This is a genomic window from Streptomyces sp. A0642 (genome assembly GCF_004795105.1).
GTDB lineage: Bacteria > Actinomycetota > Actinomycetes > Streptomycetales > Streptomycetaceae > Streptomyces.
Window position 1 is genome coordinate 43,677 of the sequence record NZ_SSBL01000006.1, and the last position, 18,156, is coordinate 61,832.

The 18,156-nt window shown below is 73.1% G+C and carries 13 protein-coding genes; 7 read left to right on the forward strand and 6 right to left on the reverse strand.

Going from position 1 to position 18,156, the window contains the following annotated elements; all coding sequences use genetic code 11:
- The first annotated feature begins 10 nt into the window (after positions 1 to 10).
- From E6R60_RS13850 to E6R60_RS13880, 7 genes are all read left to right on the forward strand, one after another.
- Positions 11 to 208 carry a hypothetical protein gene (locus E6R60_RS13850; RefSeq protein WP_136326844.1) on the forward strand — a complete coding sequence of 66 codons (198 nt, stop codon included), beginning with the start codon at positions 11 to 13 and terminating at the stop codon, positions 206 to 208.
- Positions 209 to 357: 149 nt separating this feature from the next.
- Positions 358 to 1,515 carry a methyltransferase gene (locus E6R60_RS13855; protein ID WP_136326845.1) on the forward strand — a complete coding sequence of 386 codons (1,158 nt, stop codon included), beginning with the start codon at positions 358 to 360 and terminating at the stop codon, positions 1,513 to 1,515.
- Between the two features lie 103 nt (positions 1,516 to 1,618).
- Entirely contained in the window at positions 1,619 to 2,824 is a 1,206-nt protein-coding gene (locus E6R60_RS13860) for an acyl-CoA dehydrogenase family protein (protein ID WP_136326846.1), read from the forward strand.
- A gap of 105 nt (positions 2,825 to 2,929) precedes the next feature.
- A complete protein-coding gene (locus E6R60_RS13865) occupies positions 2,930 to 4,594 on the forward strand; it encodes a sigma-70 family RNA polymerase sigma factor (RefSeq protein ID WP_136326847.1) in 1,665 nt (554 codons plus the stop codon).
- A gap of 551 nt (positions 4,595 to 5,145) precedes the next feature.
- A complete protein-coding gene (locus E6R60_RS13870; RefSeq protein ID WP_136326848.1) occupies positions 5,146 to 6,036 on the forward strand; it encodes an oxygenase MpaB family protein in 891 nt (296 codons plus the stop codon).
- Between the two features lie 26 nt (positions 6,037 to 6,062).
- On the forward strand, positions 6,063 to 8,309 hold the full coding sequence (locus tag E6R60_RS13875) for a serine/threonine-protein kinase (protein ID WP_136326849.1): 2,247 nt from the start codon (positions 6,063 to 6,065) through the stop codon (positions 8,307 to 8,309).
- A 57-nt stretch (positions 8,310 to 8,366) separates the two neighbouring features.
- On the forward strand, positions 8,367 to 9,911 hold the full coding sequence (locus E6R60_RS13880) for an NAD(P)/FAD-dependent oxidoreductase (protein ID WP_136326850.1): 1,545 nt from the start codon (positions 8,367 to 8,369) through the stop codon (positions 9,909 to 9,911).
- 30 nt (positions 9,912 to 9,941) lie between these two features.
- On the opposite strand, the gene E6R60_RS13885 is transcribed toward E6R60_RS13880, so the two are convergent.
- The 6 genes from E6R60_RS13885 to E6R60_RS13910 are packed head-to-tail and all read right to left on the reverse strand — an operon-like array spanning position 9,942 to position 18,155.
- Positions 9,942 to 10,916, reverse strand: a complete 975-nt coding sequence (locus E6R60_RS13885; RefSeq protein WP_136326851.1) for an acetylxylan esterase — start codon at positions 10,914 to 10,916, stop codon at positions 9,942 to 9,944.
- Positions 10,917 to 10,920: 4 nt separating this feature from the next.
- Positions 10,921 to 13,335: a polysaccharide lyase 8 family protein gene (locus E6R60_RS13890; protein ID WP_136326852.1), complete on the reverse strand. Its 2,415-nt coding sequence runs from the start codon at positions 13,333 to 13,335 to the stop codon at positions 10,921 to 10,923.
- A gap of 11 nt (positions 13,336 to 13,346) precedes the next feature.
- On the reverse strand, positions 13,347 to 14,498 hold the full coding sequence (locus tag E6R60_RS13895; protein ID WP_136326853.1) for an SGNH/GDSL hydrolase family protein: 1,152 nt from the start codon (positions 14,496 to 14,498) through the stop codon (positions 13,347 to 13,349).
- Entirely contained in the window at positions 14,495 to 15,574 is a 1,080-nt protein-coding gene (locus E6R60_RS13900) for a right-handed parallel beta-helix repeat-containing protein (protein WP_136326854.1), read from the reverse strand. Before E6R60_RS13900 ends, E6R60_RS13895 begins: the two co-directional genes overlap by 4 nt.
- On the reverse strand, positions 15,571 to 16,173 hold the full coding sequence (locus tag E6R60_RS13905; protein WP_136326855.1) for a hypothetical protein: 603 nt from the start codon (positions 16,171 to 16,173) through the stop codon (positions 15,571 to 15,573). The genes E6R60_RS13900 and E6R60_RS13905 overlap by 4 nt, the downstream gene beginning before the upstream one ends.
- 2 nt (positions 16,174 to 16,175) lie before the next feature.
- The gene (locus E6R60_RS13910; protein WP_136326856.1) at positions 16,176 to 18,155 is read right to left on the reverse strand and encodes a hypothetical protein; all 1,980 of its coding nucleotides are present in this window, start codon (positions 18,153 to 18,155) and stop codon (positions 16,176 to 16,178) included.
- Position 18,156 lies beyond the last annotated feature (1 nt).

Here is an 18,156-nt window from a genome sequence, read left to right on the forward strand (position 1 = left end):
AGGAGGCGGCATGAGCGACGATCCCGAATCCATATCCGTACGGGGTGTGACCCCCGACAGCCTTCTGCACACCGGTGCCAGCGACAACCCTTCGGCGGAGGACCTGGTGCTCGCCTCCGGGCGGGACCTGACACCCCGGAATCTCGAATGGGCGGAACGCAGGCTGGCCACGGAGGGCAGGGCGGCCATCGACAAGCAGCTGCCGTAGCCACCCGCGGCCGGGAGCCCGCCGTGTTCACCCGCGGCCCGCCATGGGCGGACGCGGGTGGTGCGGGGGCGCCCGGCCACAAGCCCGTGGAGGGCCGCGGGGCCGCTCCGTGCAGCCGCGCGGCGCCGCTCGGTTAGCCTGAACGCAATATGAACCGTTTGACGACGTCAGGGGCCGGTTACGACCTCGCCCGCTTTCCCGAGAACCCCCGCGACCCGTTCCGAGCGTGGGACGCGGCCGACGAATACCTGCTGAAGCACCTGGAGGGGATCGACGGAGCCGAACCGGTCGCCCTCTCCGGGTGCGTCGTGATCGTCGGCGACCGCTGGGGTGCGCTGAGCACGGCGCTGGCCGCACACCGCCCCGTACAGATCACCGACTCCTACCTCGCGCAGCGGGCGACGGCCGCGAACCTGGAACGCAATGGTCTCGCCCCCGATGCCGTGCGCCTGCTGTCCGTACGCGACACTCCGCCGGACCGCATCGACGTGCTGCTCGTCCGTGTGCCCAAGAGCCTCGCGCTCCTGGAGGACCAGCTGCACCGGCTCGCACCCGCCGTCCACGCCGGCACGGTCGTCATCGGCACCGGCATGGTGAAGGAGATCCACACCTCCACCCTCAAGCTGTTCGAGCGGATCATCGGCCCCACCCGCACCTCGCTCGCGGTGAAGAAGGCCCGGCTCATCCAGTGCACGCCCGACCCCTCCCTCGCCCGCACCGCCAGTCCCTGGCCCTTCCACTACGAGCTGCCCGACGACACCGGAACCGTCGCGGGCCGCACCGTCGTCAACCACGCCGGGATCTTCTGCGCGGAGCGGCTCGACATCGGCACCCGCTTCTTCCTGAAGCACCTGCCGGTGCGCACCGGCCCCGACCGCGTCGTCGACCTCGGGTGCGGGAACGGCGTCCTCGGCCTGGCCGCCGCGCTCGCCAACCCCGAGGCCGAGCTGACGTTCATCGACGAGTCCTACCAGGCCCTCGCCTCGGCCGAGGAGACCTTCCGGGCCAACGCCGGACCGGACGCCGAAGCCCGCTTCGTGGTCGGTGACGCAATGGCGGACACCGAGCCCGGCAGCGCGGACCTGGTCCTCAACAATCCGCCGTTCCACTCGCACCAGGCCACCACGGACGCCACCGCCCGGAACATGTTCCACGGGGCGCGCACCGCGCTGCGCCAGGGCGGCGAACTGTGGGTGGTCGGTAACCGGCATCTCGCCTACCACACCCAGCTGCGCCGGATCTTCGGCAACTGCACCACGGTGGCCGGTGACCCCAAGTTCGTCGTCCTGCGCGCCGTCAAGCGCTGACGGCCCCGCCCGGGAGCCCATGCCCCTTCCGGATTCTTGCAACACGTTCTACTGTGTGCGCCGCCGCACACGGGCGACGCGAAGCGAGACTCCTGGAGGGGCCGTGCACCTCGAATACACGCCGGAACAGCAGCGGTTGCGCGCCGAGCTGCGGACGTACTTCGCCGGCCTCGTCCCCGGCGACGCCCGCCCCCGGAGCCCACACGGCACGGGAGGCGCCCCCGCCGTCGATCCCGCCGCGCAGAAGCGCTTCTACCGGGAGACCATCAGGCGTCTGGGAGCCGACGGCTGGCTCGGCGTCGGCTGGCCCACGGAGTACGGCGGGCGCGGACTGTCGCCCATGGAGCAGTTCGTCTTCTTCGACGAGGCGGCGCAGGCGGGGGTGCCGCTGCCGCTGATGGCCCTCAACACCGTCGGGCCCACGATCATGCGGTTCGGCACGGACGAGCAGAAGGCGTATTTCCTGCCGAAGGTCCTCGCCGGGGAGATCGACTTCGCCATCGGCTACAGCGAACCCGACGCGGGCACCGATCTCGCCGCCCTCAAGACGCGGGCGGTGCGCGACGGCGACACGTACGTCGTCAACGGGCAGAAGATCTGGACGACCAACGGCGACACCGCGGACTGGGTCTGGCTCGCCGCCCGCACCGATCCGCACGCCCCGCCCCACAAGGGCATCACCATGCTCCTCGTCCCGACGACGGACCCCGGATACTCCTGCACCCTCATCAACACCCTCGCCTCGCACGACACCACGGCCAGCTACTACGAGGACATCCGTGTCCCCGTCTCCCGCCGGGTCGGCGAGGAGAACGAGGGCTGGCGGCTCATCACCAACCAGCTCAACCACGAACGCGTCACCCTCGCCGCCCACGGCACCATGGCCGTCCGCGCCCTGCGCGACGTCCGCCGCTGGGCCGCCGGCACCCGCCTCGCCGACGGCCGCCGCGTCATCGACCTCGGCTGGGTCCGGGCCCGCCTCGCGCGCACGCACGCCCGGCTCGACGCGATGAAACTCCTCAACTGGCAGATGGTGTCCGCCGTCCAGCACGGCACGCTCACCCCCCAGGACGCCTCCGCCGTCAAGGTCTACGGCTCCGAGGCGCGCCGCGACGCGTACGCCTGGCTGATGGAGGTCCTCGGCTCGGCGGGCCCCCTCAAGGAGGGCTCGGCGGGCGCGGTCCTGCACGGCGAACTCGAACGCGGATACCGTTCCGCCGTCATCTTCACCTTCGGCGGCGGCAACAACGAGATCCAGCGGGAGATCATCTCGTGGATCGGCCTCGGGATGCCCCGCGTGCGCCGCTGAGCCGCCGGAGGAATCCCGGCCGTAGAAAACTGATATGCGAACCGCCCTCGGCGGTCTCCCAGCCGTCGGGCATCATCAGCGGTCTACAGGACAGGGAACTTCTTCATGAGCCATCAGCACACGGTGGACCCGGCGGCACTGGTGACCGCCGCCCGCGAGGGGGACGAGGGGGCCAAGGCGGCGCTGGCCGGGGCGTACCTTCCGCTCGTCTACAACATCGTGGGCCGGGCTCTGAACGGTTCGGCGGACGTGGACGACGTGGTGCAGGACACCATGCTCCGGGCGCTCGGCGGGCTCGGCGGCCTGCGGGTCCCGGAGAGCTTCCGCTCCTGGCTGGTGGCGATCGCGATGAACCAGGTCCGCGCGTACTGGCAGGGCCGCAGCGGTGCGCCGGGCACGCTGGAGGAGGCCGGACAGGTCGCCGATCCCGGGGCCGACTTCGTCGATCTGACGATGACGCGCCTGCAACTGTCCGGGCAGCGGCAGGAGACGGCCCGCGCGACACGATGGCTGGAACCGGAGGACCGGGGGCTGCTGTCGCTGTGGTGGCTGGAATGCGCGGGGGAGCTGACCCGCGCGGAGGTCGCCGGGGCACTGGACCTCTCGCCGCAGTACGCGGCCGTCCGGGTGCAGCGGATGAAGGCGCAGCTGGAGACGGCCCGCGTCGTCGTGCGGGCGCTCGACGCGCAGCCGCCGTGCGAGGACCTCAGAGGCGTCCTGGTGACGTGGGACGGCCGTCCCTCGGCGCTGTGGCGCAAGCGCATAGCCCGGCACGCCGGTGACTGCCTCCGGTGTGCCGGACTCCGGAACGGCCTCATGCCCGCCGAGGGCCTGCTCGCCGGTTCGGCGCTGGTGGCGGTGCCGGTCGCCCTGCTCGCGCTGTGGCCGGCGCGGGACGGAACGTCGCCCGTAGCCGCGGCGCACGCCCTCGGCGTGGCGACGGGCGGCGGGGCGATACCCGCCGGGCCCGGCCGGCACCGGTCCTCGGGCGGGCGGGGCACGGGCGGCCGGGGCATCTCGCGCGCCGACGCGCGCCGGCGCCGGCGGACTGTCCGGCGGCGGGTGGTCGGCGGCGCGATCCTGGCGGCATGCGTGGCCGGCGGGGGGCTGTGGTACGGGTCCCTCGGGCCCGGTACCGGCCCCGAGGACGAAGCGGCGTCACGTACGTCGGCAGAACCCCTCACCGATCTCGCCGCCCCCGAGCCCCCGGCCGCCCCGTCACCCTCGCCGTCGGTGTCCGTGTCCGTGCCCGCGTCGCCCTCGCCGTCCGCGAAGAAGAGCGCCCCGGCCTCCCCGAGCCGGAAACCGAAGAAGAGTCTCCCTCCGGCGCCGAAGGCAACGGCCGTCCCCCGGGTGTCGGGCGTCCCGGCCGCACAAGCCCCGCCGCAGAGCACCGCGGCCCAGGTCGTCGCCCTGGTGAACAAGGAGCGGGGGGCCGCCGGATGCGGACCGCTCACGGAGGACGCACAGCTCACGGACGCGGCACAGCGCCACTCCGACGACATGGCCGCCCGGAACTTCTTCGAGCACTCCAACCCTGACGGCGCCGACCCGGGAGAACGGGTCACCGAGGCCGGGTACCGCTGGTCGACGTACGGCGAGAACATCGCCCGGGGCCAGCAGACGCCCGCAGCGGTGATGGAGTCCTGGATGAACAGCCCGGGCCACCGGGCCAACATCCTCAACTGCGCCTTCGAGGACATCGGTATCGGAATCCACCAGGGTCCCGGCGGACCGTGGTGGACGCAGGACTTCGGCGCGCAGCCGTGAGGCGTGCGGCGGGCCGGCCTCGCCATCGTCGTCGTCGGACGGCCGAGGCACCGCGGCCGGTGGTGCGGGGGGCCGTCGGCGGCTCGCTACTCGGTTCTCGCCCGGCCTCCGAGCCCGGCCTTCCGCGGCGCCGGAGAGCCGCCGCCGGCCTCGAACCCCTCGCCTCCGCCTCCGAGGGGCGTACGAACGAGCAGGCGGAGCCGAGTACCCCAGGCGCGGTACCGCACGATTCGCAGGGCCGCGTCGGAATCCGCGCCACGCAGGCCGCTCGACCCCACCCGACCCGGTCGCCCAGGAGACGTTCAACGGTGTGCTCTTCGACGGGGGCTCCTGCACGGATCCGCTGCAGATGATCCACGACTGGCCCGAGAAGGGGGCGGCGGCCGTCATCTGAGGCTGGGTCAGAGTGACCGACGGGGAGTTGCCGGGGTGGTGGCGGACAGCGGATGCTGGGAGGCGCGCCGTTCCGGGGCTGCGATCCGGCCCGGAGCGCCCGCACACGACGCGTGCGCCGGCGCGCGCCGAGCGGGAGCAACGGGAGGTAGGAGCACATGACGGACCCCGACCCCGGGCTCTTCGGGCCCTCATCGGTCACCTGGCAGATGCACGCCGACCCGATGATGTGGGTGGCCGGAGTGCGCGCCCTGTACCTCCAGGCGCTCCATCCGCGCGCGCTGCGCGGTGTCATGCAGAACTCCGACTTCCGCAAGGACGCCTGGGGCCGGCTGATGCGCACGGCGGGATTCGTCGGGACGATCACCTACGGGACCACGGACGCCGCCGAGAAGGCCGGGGCCCGGGTCCGCAGGATCCACCGGCTCCTCAAGGCCACCGACCCGGTGACCGGTGAGACGTACGGGGTCGACGAGCCGGACCTGCTGCTGTGGGTGCACTGCGCGGAGGTCGACTCCTACCTCCAGGTCCAGCGCCGCTCCGGCTACCCGCTGACCGACGCGCAGGCCGACCGGTACGTCGGTGAACACCGCACGGGCGCCCGCCTCGTCGGTCTCGACCCGGACGGGGTTCCCGCGACCGTCGCGCAACTGGCCGCGTACTTCGAGCGAGTCCGGGGCGAACTGGCATCCTCTCCCGAGGCCCGGGACGTCGACGACTTCCTGCGGCGGCCACCGGTCCACCCCCTGCTCGTACCGGCGCGCGCCACCGTGTGGCGGCACGTGGCGACGCTGGCGTACCAGTCGCTGCCGCCGTTCGCGCACGAGCTGTACGGCAGACCCGCACCGCCGCCTGCCACGGTCGACCGCCGCCTGCGCGCCACCGGAACCGTCCTGCGCAGCATCCCGTCGCGGCTGCGCTGGAAGCTCCCGCCCGGTCACATCGTGAACGCGATGGCCCGCCTCGGACCCGGCAGCCGCCCCACCCCGTACACACGGAAAAGGCAGGCAGCCATACTGGACGCGCCGGGGAGGGCGCAGCAGCAGTAGTCGGAGTGACGGGGGCGACAGCAGGGATGGCGGAAACCAGGCTGATCCAGAGCCGGTACCGACTGCTCGATCTGATCGGGCGGGGCGGCATGGGCGAGGTGTGGCGTGCCCGCGACGAGTCGCTCGGCCGACAGGTCGCGGTCAAATGCCTCAAGCCGATGGGCCCGCAGCACGACCAGGACTTCACCCGCATCCTGCGCGAACGCTTCCGCCGGGAGGCCCGCGTCGCCGCCGCCCTCCAGCACCGGGGCGTCACCGTCGTCCACGACTTCGGCGAACACGACGGCGTGCTCTACCTGGTGATGGAGCTCCTGGACGGCCGCAACCTCAGTCAGCTGCTGGAGGACAACAAACAGCACCCCCTGCCGGTCGACGACGTCGTCGACATCGCCGAACAGGTCGCGGACGCCCTCGGCTACACCCACCAGCAGGGCATCGTCCACCGCGACCTCAAGCCCGCCAACATCATGCGGCTCGCCGACGGCACGGTGAAGATCTGCGACTTCGGCATCGCCCGGCTCGGCCACGACATCTCCGTCACCTCCCGCCTCACCGGAGCGGGCATCGCCATGGGCACTCCGCACTACATGTCGCCGGAGCAGATCAGCGGCGGCCACGTCGACCACCGCAGCGACCTCTACTCGCTGGGCTGCGTGCTGTACGAGATCGCCACCGGCGCACCGCCGTTCGACCTCGACGACGCCTGGGGCGTGCTCGTCGGGCACCGCGACACCCCGCCCGAACCCCTGCGCACCCACCGGGCGGAACTGCCCGGCTTCTTCGACCGTGTCGTGCTGGACCTGCTCGCCAAGACGCCGGACGAGCGGCCGGCCGACGCGGGCGACCTGCGCCGGCGCATCGCCTTCGGCCGTACCGGCGAACAGCCGTATCCGGAGCCGACCGGACGGGTGCTGCTCGCGCCGCCGGCCCGTGTCGAACTCCCCGGCGGGTCCGCCGCCGCACCGCGCCTGCCCGCCTGGACCCGCGGAATGACCAGCGGGCACAAGGCGACCGGCAGCGTGGCCCTGCTGCCGGACTCGTTCGACCACGCGGCGGGCCTGACCGGTGAATGGACCACCGCCACCGAGCGGCGCGGCCCGGCCGGCGCCCCGCGGGCCACCCCGGACCCGGAACTCCTCTCGGTCCTCGCCAGCCGGCACAGCGCAGGCCTCAACCTCGGAAGGCTCGGCCACTGGGAGGAGGCGGCCGAAGTCCACCGGGCGGTCGCCGTCGAACGGGAGAGCGTGCTCGGGCCCGAGCACCCCGACACCCTCTCCAGCCGGTACGAGGTCGGGTTCACCCTCAGCCGGACGGGGCACGCGGCGGAGGCGCTGCGGGAGTTCGCCCGGGTCGCCGGCGGCCGCGAACGCGGCCTGGGGCCTGATCACCCCGACACCCTCGCGGCCCGCCAGGAGATGGCGTACGTCCTGGGCCAGCTCGGCCGCCACTTCGAGGCCCACCAGCTGTACGCCGCCGTCCTCGCCTCCCGCGAACGCTCCATGGGCCCCGACCACCCCGACACCCTGCGCTGCCGGCACAACCTGGCGTTCAACCTCAGCAGGCTCGGGCGGCTGGAGGAGTCGTACGGCATGGCCCGCGACGTGGCGGCGGCGCGCGCCCGGCTGCTCGGGGCCCACCACCCCGACACCCTCGTCACCCTGTACGAGGTCGGCTACACCCTGGGCCGGCTCGGCCGCTGGCCGGAGGCCCTGCAGACCTACCGGGAAGTCGTCCACGCCCGGTCGCAGACGCTGGGCGCCGACCACCCCGACACCCTCGCGGCACGCTACGAAGCCGGCATCAGCCTCGGCCGCCTGGGCCGCAGCGCCGAGGCGCTGGAGCTCTACCGCGCACTCGTCGCGGACCGCACCCGGGTCAGCGGCCCCGCCGACCCCGAGACCCTCCGCGCCCGCCACGGGCTGGGCGTCAACCTGGGCCGGCTGGCCCGCTGGGAGGAGGCGCTGGCCGAATCCCGCGAGGTGTGCGGGCTCCGCGAACGCGTCCTGGGACCCGACCACCCCGACACCCTCGTCAGCCGGCGCGAGGTGGCCGTCGCCCTCGGCTGGCTCGGGCGCTGGGCCGAGGCCCTCACCGCCTACCGGCAGGTCGCCGAGGCACGGACCCGCGTCCTGGGCGCCGACCACCCCGACACACTCGCCGGCCGCAACGACGAGGCGCACTGCCTCGAACAGCTGGGCAGGGGCCCGGAGGCCGTCGAGCTCTACCGGCAGGTGGCGGCGCTGCGACGGCAACGGGGCATCCCGGCGCAGTGAGCGCTGCGCCCCGGCGGAAGCCCTGGCCCGGGCCGCGCGTCCGTGTTACCAAGGGGCATGCCCGTACGAGACAGCTTCGACGCCGTGATCGTCGGCGGCGGCCACAACGGCCTCGTCGCCGCCGCCTACCTCGCCCGCGCCGGGCAGTCCGTCCTGGTCCTGGAACGCCTCGGCGCCACCGGGGGAGCGGCCGTCTCGACCCGTCCGTTCGCCGGAGTCGACGCCCGGCTGTCGCGCTACTCCTACCTCGTGTCCCTGCTCCCTTCGAAGATCGTCCGCGATCTCGGCCTGGACTTCGCCGTACGCAAGCGGACCGTCTCCTCCTACACCCCGGCCGTCCGCGCCGGCCGCCCCACCGGCCTGCTCGTGGCCGGCGAGGGCACCCGCGACTCCTTCGCCGCGCTCACCGGCTCGGACCGGGAGTACGAGGCGTGGCAGCGGTTCTACGGACGCACCGGGCAGGTCGCCGAACGGGTCTTCCCGACGCTCACCGAACCGCTGCCCACCCGTGAGGCGCTGCGGGAGCGGATCGACGACGCGGACGCCTGGCGGATGCTGTTCGAGGAACCCCTCGGCATGGCCGTCGAGGACACCTTCGACGACGACCTCGTGCGAGGCGTCGTCCTCACGGACGCGCTCATCGGAACGTTCGCCGACGCGCACGACTCCTCCCTGCTCCAGAACCGCTGCTTCCTCTACCACGTGATCGGCGGCGGGACCGGGGACTGGGACGTCCCGGTCGGCGGCATGGGCGCGCTCACCGACGCCCTCGCGGGCGCGGCGCTGGCCGCCGGGGCGCAGATCCGCACCGGGCACGAGGCGGTCCGCATCGACACCGACGGGACGCACGCCGAGGTGACGGTGCGGACGGACAGCGGCGAGTCGGCCGTCGGTGCGCGCCGCGTCCTGGTCAACGCCTCACCGCAGGCACTCGCCGCCCTCCTCGGCGACGCACCGCCCGCCGCCGCGGAAGGCGCCCAGCTGAAGGTGAACATGCTGCTCACCCGGCTGCCCCGGCTCAGGGACCGGTCCGTGGACCCGCGTCGGGCGTTCGCCGGGACCTTCCACATCGCCGAGGGCTACGGGCAGCTGGCCGACGCCTACCGGGACGCGGCGGCGGGCCAGCTGCCCGCCTCCCCGCCCTCGGAGATCTACTGCCATTCGCTCACCGACCCCTCGATCCTCGGCGCGGATCTTGCCGCCCGCGGCTACCAGACCCTGACCCTGTTCGGCCTCCACGCTCCGGCGCGCCTGTTCGCCGCGGACAACGAGGGCGCCCGTGCCGCGCTGCTCGGAGCGACGCTGGCCGAGTTCGACGCCCATCTGGACGAGCCGCTCTCCGACTGCATGGCGCTCGACGCGAACGGCGCCCCGTGCATCGAGGCGAAGACACCGGTCGACCTCGAAAGGGAGCTGCGGCTGCCCGGCGGCCACATCTTCCACCGGGACCTCGCGTTTCCGCACGCGACGGCGGAGACCGGCCGCTGGGGAGTGGAGACCGCGCACGCCAACGTCCTGCTGTGCGGGGCCGGGGCGGTGCGCGGCGGAGGGGTCAGCGGCGTCCCCGGCCACAACGCCGCGATGGCGGCGCTGGGCCGGTGACCGGCATCGGCTCCTGACCGCAAGGAGCCCTTACCGGCCGAACACCCCCCGCAGCGCGGCGATCTTGCGCGGCAGGTCGTACTCCGCGCCGCCTTCGTGCCCGTTGTACGGGAACACCTCGATCTGAGCGGGACCGGCGTAGCGGTGGTAGGCGGCGAACACGGTGGACGACGGGCAGATCTTGTCCATCAGCCCCACGGAGAACCATGCCGGTGCGGTTGCCCGCGCCGCGAAGTTGACCCCGTCGAAGTAGGAGAGGGTCTCCATCGCCTCGTCGATGCGGAAGCGGTGCCCGGACAGCCAGCGGGCGATCTCCGCGTACGGGCCCGCGTCCGTGATCTGGGAGGCGCGCCGGTAGTGGCAGAGGAACGGCACATCGGCGACGGCCGCCGCGACGTCGTCGCGCAGCCCCGCCACGGCGAGCGCGAGCCCGCCGCCCTGGCTGCCGCCGAGCACCGCGACGCGTGAGGCGTCCACGGAGGCGTGCGCCTTCGCCGCGTCGACGGCCCGGACCGCGTCCGTGATCAGCCGGCGGTAGTAGTGCCGGTACGGGTCCTCGATGCCGCGGGTCAGGAAGCCGGGGGAGGAGGAGCCGTTCCCTTCGGGGCCGATGTCCACGGTGTCGGCGGTGTTCTTGCCGCCGCCGCCCTGCCCGCGGTTGTCCATCACCAGATGGGCGTGGCCGAGGGCACTCCAGGTCAGCCAGGAGTAGGGGATGCCCCGGCCGCCGTTGTAGCCGATGTACTGCACGACGGCGGGCAGTGGATCCGGGCGGTCCCGGGGGAGCATCAGCCAGGCCTTCACCGGCTGCCCGCCCCAGCCGCGGAACGTCACGTCGAACGCGTCGACGGTGGCGAATCCGGCGTCGTACGGGACGAATGAGGCGTCCAGGCCGTGGCGGGCCGTTTCGGCGAGGGTCTTCTCCCAGAAGGCGTCGAAGTCGGCCGGCTCCTCCGGCTCCGGCCGGTAGTCGCGCAGCCGCTCCAGGGGCATGTCGAACAGCAAGGGTCTAGCTCCTCTTCAGGGTGAGGTTGAGCGTCGCACCGTGGCGTTCAGCCGTGTCAGCGGTGATCCGGATGCCGGCGCCGGCCCGGGTGACGGTGATGCCCGGGTCGGCCGAGACGACGGTCAGATCGCGCCGGGCGAGGTCCAGCACGACGGCGGACCGCAGATGCGTCGGGTCGGACAGGGAGACGGTCACGGTCTTCCCCTCCGGACGTACCAGGACCGACGCCGGCCCGTCCGAGGCGAGTTCCTGCACGCTCCCGGCGGCCCAGAAGTTCGCGGCGAGCAGCCCGTCCGCGCAGCGGCGTACCGCGTGGACGGCGGTGGAGCGGGCGACCAGCTTCACCGGGGGCGCGGACGACCACTGCTCGGTCCGCTCGGCGGAGGCGGCGGGGGCCTGGAGCCAGAAGTAGCCGGCTCCGTCCGGTGCGGTCCCATGGTCCTGCCAGAGCGTCAGGTACGGACGGGTGACGGGGGTGTCCGTCCCGTACTTGAGGTTGATCTCGCGCCAGGTCGCGGTCCGGTCCTCCCGCAGAGCGCGCAGCGTGACGGCCTCGGGGAAGACGTAGCCGCCCGTCCCGGCGAGATGCAGCCACCGCACCTCGTCCAGGGTGGTCGACCATCCGGTGTCCGCGGGGGCGGCCCGCCCGTCGACGAGCAGCGTCGCCGCCGGGTCCCGGAGCTTGCGGTTCTCCACGATCGTCTCGGCCGTACCCGCGTCCGCGGCGATCCCCGAGCCGACGCACGCGATGACGTCGTCCAGGCAGAACCAGCTCTTGAGGCCGTGCAGCGAACTGCCGAACGCCCGCAGCTCCATGCCGTACGCGCCGAGCGTCGTACCTGGAAGCGCGGCGCCACCGGCCCAGTCGGCGGTGCTGGTGGTGCGCTGCCCCGCCGCATCGGCCGGCCGGCCCGCGAGGACGGTGGTGCCGGGCAGCCGCGCGGGGTCGACGGTGGGCCAGTAGTCCTCGCTGTAGTGGCCGAGGTCGTCCGTGTAGAGCAGCACCATGCCGTCGGAGAGGTGCCAGGCGTGCAGGTTCTCGTTCTGGATCGACTCGTAGTTGTAGATCCGCGACGAGTACGCGGAGATGCCCAGCGCGAACGAGGGCCGGTGGTGGGCGGCCTTGTCCATCCGGGGGTGCTGCTTGTGGGCGACCAGCGGACCGCGGGCCGGCACCGTCGAAGCGATGACGTCGCGGGCCGCGACGAGCGAGGCGAGGTCGGTGACGGCGAGGAAGTCCCGGTAGGTGTCCTCGGCGATCCACTGCTTGACCAGGGCGGTGAACCGCTCGGCGGTCGCCCCGGGGAAGCTCGGGATCAGCCGCACCACCGCCTCGATGACCGTCTGCGCCGAGGCGTGGCCCTGCTTGCTGGGCCGGGCGATCTCCCGGCCGCACACCGACGCCATGACGTCGCCGCGCGCCAGCAGCGGGTCGAAGCCCTCGTCGACCCAGAGCCGTACGTTGTCGAGGTCGGGGTCGGTCACCGTCCAGGCGGTGCCCGCGAGCAGGTTGAGGAGGCGGGAGAGGCTGTTCAGCAGTTCCTTGCCGTAGCCGCCGTTGTAGGGGTGTTTGTAGTGCTGGAGGAAGGAACCGTCGGAGTAGAAGCCCTCGCCCGTGCCTTCGGCCGCCGTGCTCGCGTCGTTGAAGGCGAGGACGCTGTTGGCGCCCGAACCCTCGACGTCCGAAAGAGCGTCCCGCACCCGGGCGAGGTCCTCGCCGCTGCCGCGGAGCACCGCGTTCACGGCGACGACGGTGGAGATCCACACCCGGTTGGCGCCGGTCGCGATCTGCCGGTCGGCCCGCCAGAGGTTCGGGTCGGGGGTGTAGCCGCGGACGGCCGCGTTGATCCGGTCGAGCCGCTCCGCGCCGAGAACGTCGTACAGCAGTACGGCGGTGTCGTTGAGCGCGAGTGCGGAGCCGATCTCCCAGTCCCAGTCGTTGTCGAACCGGGTGTGCCCGGGTCCGTACCGGTGCGTCAGCATCCAGTCGACGCCGGCCAGGAGCAGGTCCCGCAGCGCCGGGTCGCCGTACTGGACGGTGCCGGGGACGGCCCACGCCGTCGCGACGGTCGCCAGGCGCTTGAACGAGGTGGTGACGTGGTTGGAGAGCGTGGTGCTGGTCAGGTCGGGGAACAGCCCGTCATCGCGGGACGGGTCCAGGCCCTTCGCGGCGGTCGTCGCGGCCTTGCCGGTCCTGGCCACGGCGGCGGCGATCCGTGCGTCCGTGAGGTCGAGGCCGGGGCCGCCGGTGAGCAGGGTGTGCCACCGGGTGCGCAACGAGGCCGCGTCGTCGACGGTGTCCGCGGCGTGGGCGGTGCCCGGCGGGAGGGTGAGCGGCAGGGCGGCGGCCGCGCCGAGGGCCGCCGCGCCGGCGAGGACGCTGCGGCGGGTGGTGCCTCTGGTGGTGCCTGGGTTCATGATGCGGGACCTCACAGAAGGTGTCGGCGGTCGACGGCCGCGGCGAGCGCCGCGTGGCCGGAAGGACCGGGGTGGAGACCGTCGCCGCTGTCGTACGCGGGCGACATCCGCTCCGGGTGGTCGGGATCGCGCAGGGCCGCGTCGAAGTCGGTGACGGCGTCGAAGACCCGGCCGGTCCGCACGGCGGCGTTGATCCGCTGCCGCACCGTCTCCAGCTCGGGCGTCCAGCGGCTCCAGCCGCCGAACGGGGTGATGGTCGCTCCGACCGCGCGCAGCCCCGCATCGCGGGCGCGCAGCACCAGTTGCCGGTAGCCGGCCAGGACGAGCGCCGGATCGGTCTGGCTCGGCGGCTGCTGGAGATCGTTGACGCCGAGGTGGATCAGCACGGTCCGCAGCCCGGGCAGGGACAGCACGTCGCGGTCGAACCGGGCCTGTCCGCCGGGGCCGAACCGGGCGTCGTCCAGCAGCAGCCGGTTGCCGCTGATCCCGAGGCCGGCGATCGCGGCCCCGGGCAGGCGCCGGGCCAGCTGGTCGGGCCAGCGGAGTCCGGAGTCGTCGGGCGCTCCGACGCCCTCCGCGATGGAGTCGCCCAGCACCGCGACCACCGGCCCGTGCGCGCCGGTCACCTCGACCCCGGTCAGCAGGAACACCGACGTGGTGCGCACCCCGTCGACCTCGTGCGAGGCATGGGTGTTGCGGTGGAAGGACAGCGGCCCGGTGGGACCGGGCAGTTCGGTCCGCACCGTCAGGAGCGCGTGCTCGGCGGCCCGCATTCCCGCGACCGCGTCGCTGGTCAGCGAGGCGCCCGCGGCGAGCCAGGCCCGCCGCTGCCCGCCGAAGGTCACGGGTCTGCCGCCCGCGGTGACCGGACCGATGAGGACCGGCGCCGTTCCGAAGGCGTGCCCGTAGCGCAGCCGGACCTGACCGCCGGCCGACAGCCGTACGTGCGCGGTGACCGTGCCCTGCGTCAGGCCGGTGCTCGCCACCGTGTCGGCGGGCGTCGGCGCCGTCTGCGCGGTCGCCCATGACGTCGTCCAGCGCGAGCGGCGCACGGCGCTGCCCGGCGCCTCCGCGGCCCGCGCGCCCGGAGCCGTCGCCACCACCGCGGCCAGCCCGGCCGCCGCCGTCAGCACCCCGCGTCTCGCGGGTCCCCGGCCGCTCACTGGGGGCACGCCCCGGTGGGGTCGTACGCGCTGCCGTAGGTGCCCACGGCGTCGCCGCCGGTGTTCCCGCTCATCGTGTTCGTGCAGACGGGGCCCTGCGGGGTGCGCATGAACTTGATGCCGCCGCCGGCGTTCGCGGTGATCGTGTTGCCGTAGACGCTGGTGTCGATGCCGTCGGTGGCGGTGTCGCCGCCGAGCCGCACGCCCGCGCCGACGTTGTCGTGGACGGTGTTGTAGCGGAAGATGTTGCCGCTGCCGCGCGCGTCCAGCCCTGCTGAGCTGGAGTCCTTCTGCTGGCTGCAGTCGTTGTACTCGACGTAGTTGTTCGTCGCGTTCTCCTTCACGTCGACGCACTCGTTGCCACGGGTCGCGATGGTGTTGTGGTGGATGCGGTTGTTCCTGCTGATGTCAGGAGCCGCGTCCGGAGCGCCGTTCGCGCCCTGCTGTTCGGGCGCGGTGCCGAGGTAGATGCCCTCGCCGTTCTTGCCGCCGCCGGCGAACTTGAAGTCGGCGACGCCGCAGTCGGTGATCGTGTTGCCGGAGATGTCGGCGCCGGTCACCAGATAGCGCACCCGCAGGCATTCGTCGGCGGCGTTCTTCAGGGTCATCCCGGTGACGCGCAGACCGCCCACACCGTTACCGGGAGTCGTGCTCATGACATATATGAGCTTGAGGCGGTACCCGGACACATCGGTGGACGACCCGTGCAGCCCGTCCACGGTGAAGCCGTTCAGCGTCGTCGAATCGTGCTGCACCTGGATGATCCGCGCGTCGCCCGCCCCCTTCACCACGGCGTTCGACGGGCCGGTGATCGTCACCCCGGCGCGCTTGGTCACGACGTCCTGCCTGTACGTACCGGCGGCGAGGTTCACCACCGCTCCCGTGGGCGCCAGATCGACCGCCTTCTGGATGGTGGCGAGCGGGGCGCCGGCCGACGTGCCGGCGTTGGCGTCGCTCCCGGTCGGCGAGACGTAGTAGGCGGTGTCCGCGGTGGCGGCCACGGAGGGCGGGGGGAAGACGAGCGGGGCGCCGGCGGCGAGCGCGGCGACGAGGATGGTGCGCAGTGCATGGCTCATGGGGTGTGCCTCCTGGAATCGGCGAAGGACAGAGCGAGCAGTACGGGAATGCTCGGACCGAGCAGCAGTGGCCCGAGCGGTACGACGAGGGAGAGCAGCACGGCGGAGACCACCGCGCCGAGCAGCGCGGTGCCCCGGGCGGCCGAACCGAAGCCGAGCGCCAGCGCGCCGCGGGTCCAGCCGCGGACGGTGCCGCCCGGCGCGCGTCCCGCCTCGGCGGCGAGCGCCACGTGATGGATGACGAGGGCGGCCGAGATGCCGGCCTGGGCGGCGAGCAGGACGAAGGTCCACGGCTCCGAACGGCCCAGCAGGTGGACCACGTTGGCGGCCAGCACGCCCGCGGCCGCGGTGGAGACGAGCGAGTGCCGCCACAGCGCCCGCCAGTACCGCGGGAAGGCCCTGAAGGTGTGGACGAAGCAGCGGCTGTCCCCCTCGGCCCGCCACCGCTGGAGCCCGTACGCCATCGCGGCGAGCGCGGGAAGCCAGGTCACGACGCCCAGTGCGAGCACGGCGAACGCGGCCCCGGCGACGGCAGGGTAGGCCACGAACTCCAGTCGCCGCAGCAGTGTCGGCCAGCCGGACGAGAGAGTTGCCCGCATGATCAGCCGACCTTTCCTGTGTACGGTTCCGCCACGTCGAGCAGGACCCGCCCGGCCAGCTCCAGCCGGGTCGCCGCGACGACGCAGGGTTCGCCGCCGTCCGTGAGCAGCACGGCCGCCGCATCGGCGTGGATACCGGTGGTGCGGATCCGCCGGGCGACGGGGGACAGGAGCACGGTCTCCGTCCCGAACCCGACGCCCTGGCCCTCCGCACACGGCACCAGGGAGGCGGCCGCGTCCGTCGCGGGCGTGATCACAGTGAGGAACAGCCCCCCGGGTGACCGGGCCGTGGTCGCGCGCAGCGTGTGCAGGGTGCGGGTGAGGCGCAGTCCCGGCGTGCTGGACGTCGGGTTGGCCTCCACCTCGGTGACCTCCGAGGTGATGCGGCCCTCGGAGGGCGCGAACTGCCGCAGCCGGGCCGAGGCCGTCCCGGAGCGGATCAGCCGGCTTCCGTCCGGCCGCGGCTCGGTCGGCCGGTCCGTCTGGAGCAGGAACGTCCACTCCCGGGCCGTGTCCGCCTCGGCGAGGTCCAGCAGGACCAGCCGCCCCGAGGGCGTGAACACCAGCGTCCGGTCGAGCCGCCGCACCCCCAGCGCGGGGTCGTACATCGCGGCGATCTCCGCCGTGGAGTGCGCCCATCCGCAGTCGTCGGAGACGAGGACATCGCGCTGCCGGGCCTGCCGCTCGAAGGGGATGTCACGGTAGACGTGGTACCGGTCCTCGTCCGCGTACCCCTGTCCGTCCACGAGCAGCAGATTGTGGTGCGCGGCGCGCTTGCGGTTGCTGTAGCCCTCGTCCACGGCGAGGAACGCACCCTGTGACACCAGCACGAACGATCCGGAATCCGGGTGGTGGTGACCCTGGTTGAGGGTGTCCCAGCCCTTCTCCGAGCGGTGCTTCTCAGCGGTCTCCCACGCCCGGTGGCCGCCTCCGGGACTCGCCTTGAACGACACCAGCGTGGCGTCGTCGTCCCAGCCCGTGCGGGCGGCCAGCAGCCCGAGGTCCGGGAAGAACGCCCGCCGCTCGGTCGGCCGGGCGGCCGGGACCGACGGGTCGTACCAGAGGTATTCGAGGGAGGCCTCCGGCAGGATGCCCGGCCGCACCCCGCTCTCCTCCGCCTCCGCCCGCAGCAGTTCGCCCGATGCCAGATCACCCATCCACTGGGCCTCCGGTATCGAATACTGGGCGGCCAGGCGGTAGTAGAGCCCGGCGCTGTGGCCGCTGCGCCGGTCGTGGCAGTCGCCGTGGTCGACGTTGAACGCGAAGCCGGGCGCCGTCTGATGCAGCCGGTAGCGGAACGTCCGGGACATGAATCCGCCCCTGTCCCACCAGTCGACGCCCTCGGCCTCCTTCAGGAGGTCCAGATGGGCGGCGAGGAACGGCACGCCGTAACGCCAGTAGACGACGCCCTCGGCATGAGAACCGTCCTCGGGCATCAGGTCCAGGACGGTCCCGAGATTGTCCTTGGCACGCGCGGTCCACTCCTCCTCGCCCAGCACGTAGCCCGCCGTCGCCAGACCGGCATAACAGATCCAGTTGTGGTTCTGCCAGTACGACGACGACCACCAGCGGCCCTCGCTCGCCACCGCGAACGCGAACATCCGCCGCCCCTGGAGCAGCAGCTTGCGCCGCAGCGGAAGCCGTACCTCATCCGGCAGGTCGTCGCCGGTCCACTGGTACGCCAGGGCCAGGTGGTGCAGCAGCCAGCCGGCGTCCAGGTCGTGGTCCGGCATGTGCGCCCGGCCCCAGTGCGGCAGCCGCACGGCGGCCTCGATCCAGCGCGCGCTCTCCGCCAGATGGGCGGGGTCGCCGCCGACGCGGTGGGCGAGGGCCGGGTTGGAGGCGGCGGGGCCGAGCCAGGTGATGCTGGCCAGGGGGTGCGTACGGGGCGGGGTCAGCCCGCGGTGGCGGGCCGCCTCCTCGTACAGCCGCAGCTCCTGCGCGGGACGCGGGCCGGGCGGCGGGGTCGCGGAGAGCAGCAAG

Excerpts from the sequence above, each read along its gene's own strand:
- E6R60_RS13890 (WP_136326852.1), bottom strand. The coding sequence starts at position 13,335 with ATGAACCCAGGCACCACCAGAGGCACCACCCGCCGCAGCGTCCTCGCC.
- E6R60_RS13900 (WP_136326854.1), bottom strand. The coding sequence starts at position 15,574 with ATGAGCCATGCACTGCGCACCATCCTCGTCGCCGCGCTCGCCGCCGGC.
- E6R60_RS13850 (WP_136326844.1), top strand. The coding sequence starts at position 11 with ATGAGCGACGATCCCGAATCCATATCCGTACGGGGTGTGACCCCCGAC.
- E6R60_RS13880 (WP_136326850.1), top strand. The coding sequence starts at position 8,367 with ATGCCCGTACGAGACAGCTTCGACGCCGTGATCGTCGGCGGCGGCCAC.
- E6R60_RS13865 (WP_136326847.1), top strand. The coding sequence starts at position 2,930 with ATGAGCCATCAGCACACGGTGGACCCGGCGGCACTGGTGACCGCCGCC.
- E6R60_RS13875 (WP_136326849.1), top strand. The coding sequence starts at position 6,063 with ATGGCGGAAACCAGGCTGATCCAGAGCCGGTACCGACTGCTCGATCTG.
- E6R60_RS13855 (WP_136326845.1), top strand. The coding sequence starts at position 358 with ATGAACCGTTTGACGACGTCAGGGGCCGGTTACGACCTCGCCCGCTTT.
- E6R60_RS13905 (WP_136326855.1), bottom strand. The coding sequence starts at position 16,173 with ATGCGGGCAACTCTCTCGTCCGGCTGGCCGACACTGCTGCGGCGACTG.
- E6R60_RS13870 (WP_136326848.1), top strand. The coding sequence starts at position 5,146 with ATGACGGACCCCGACCCCGGGCTCTTCGGGCCCTCATCGGTCACCTGG.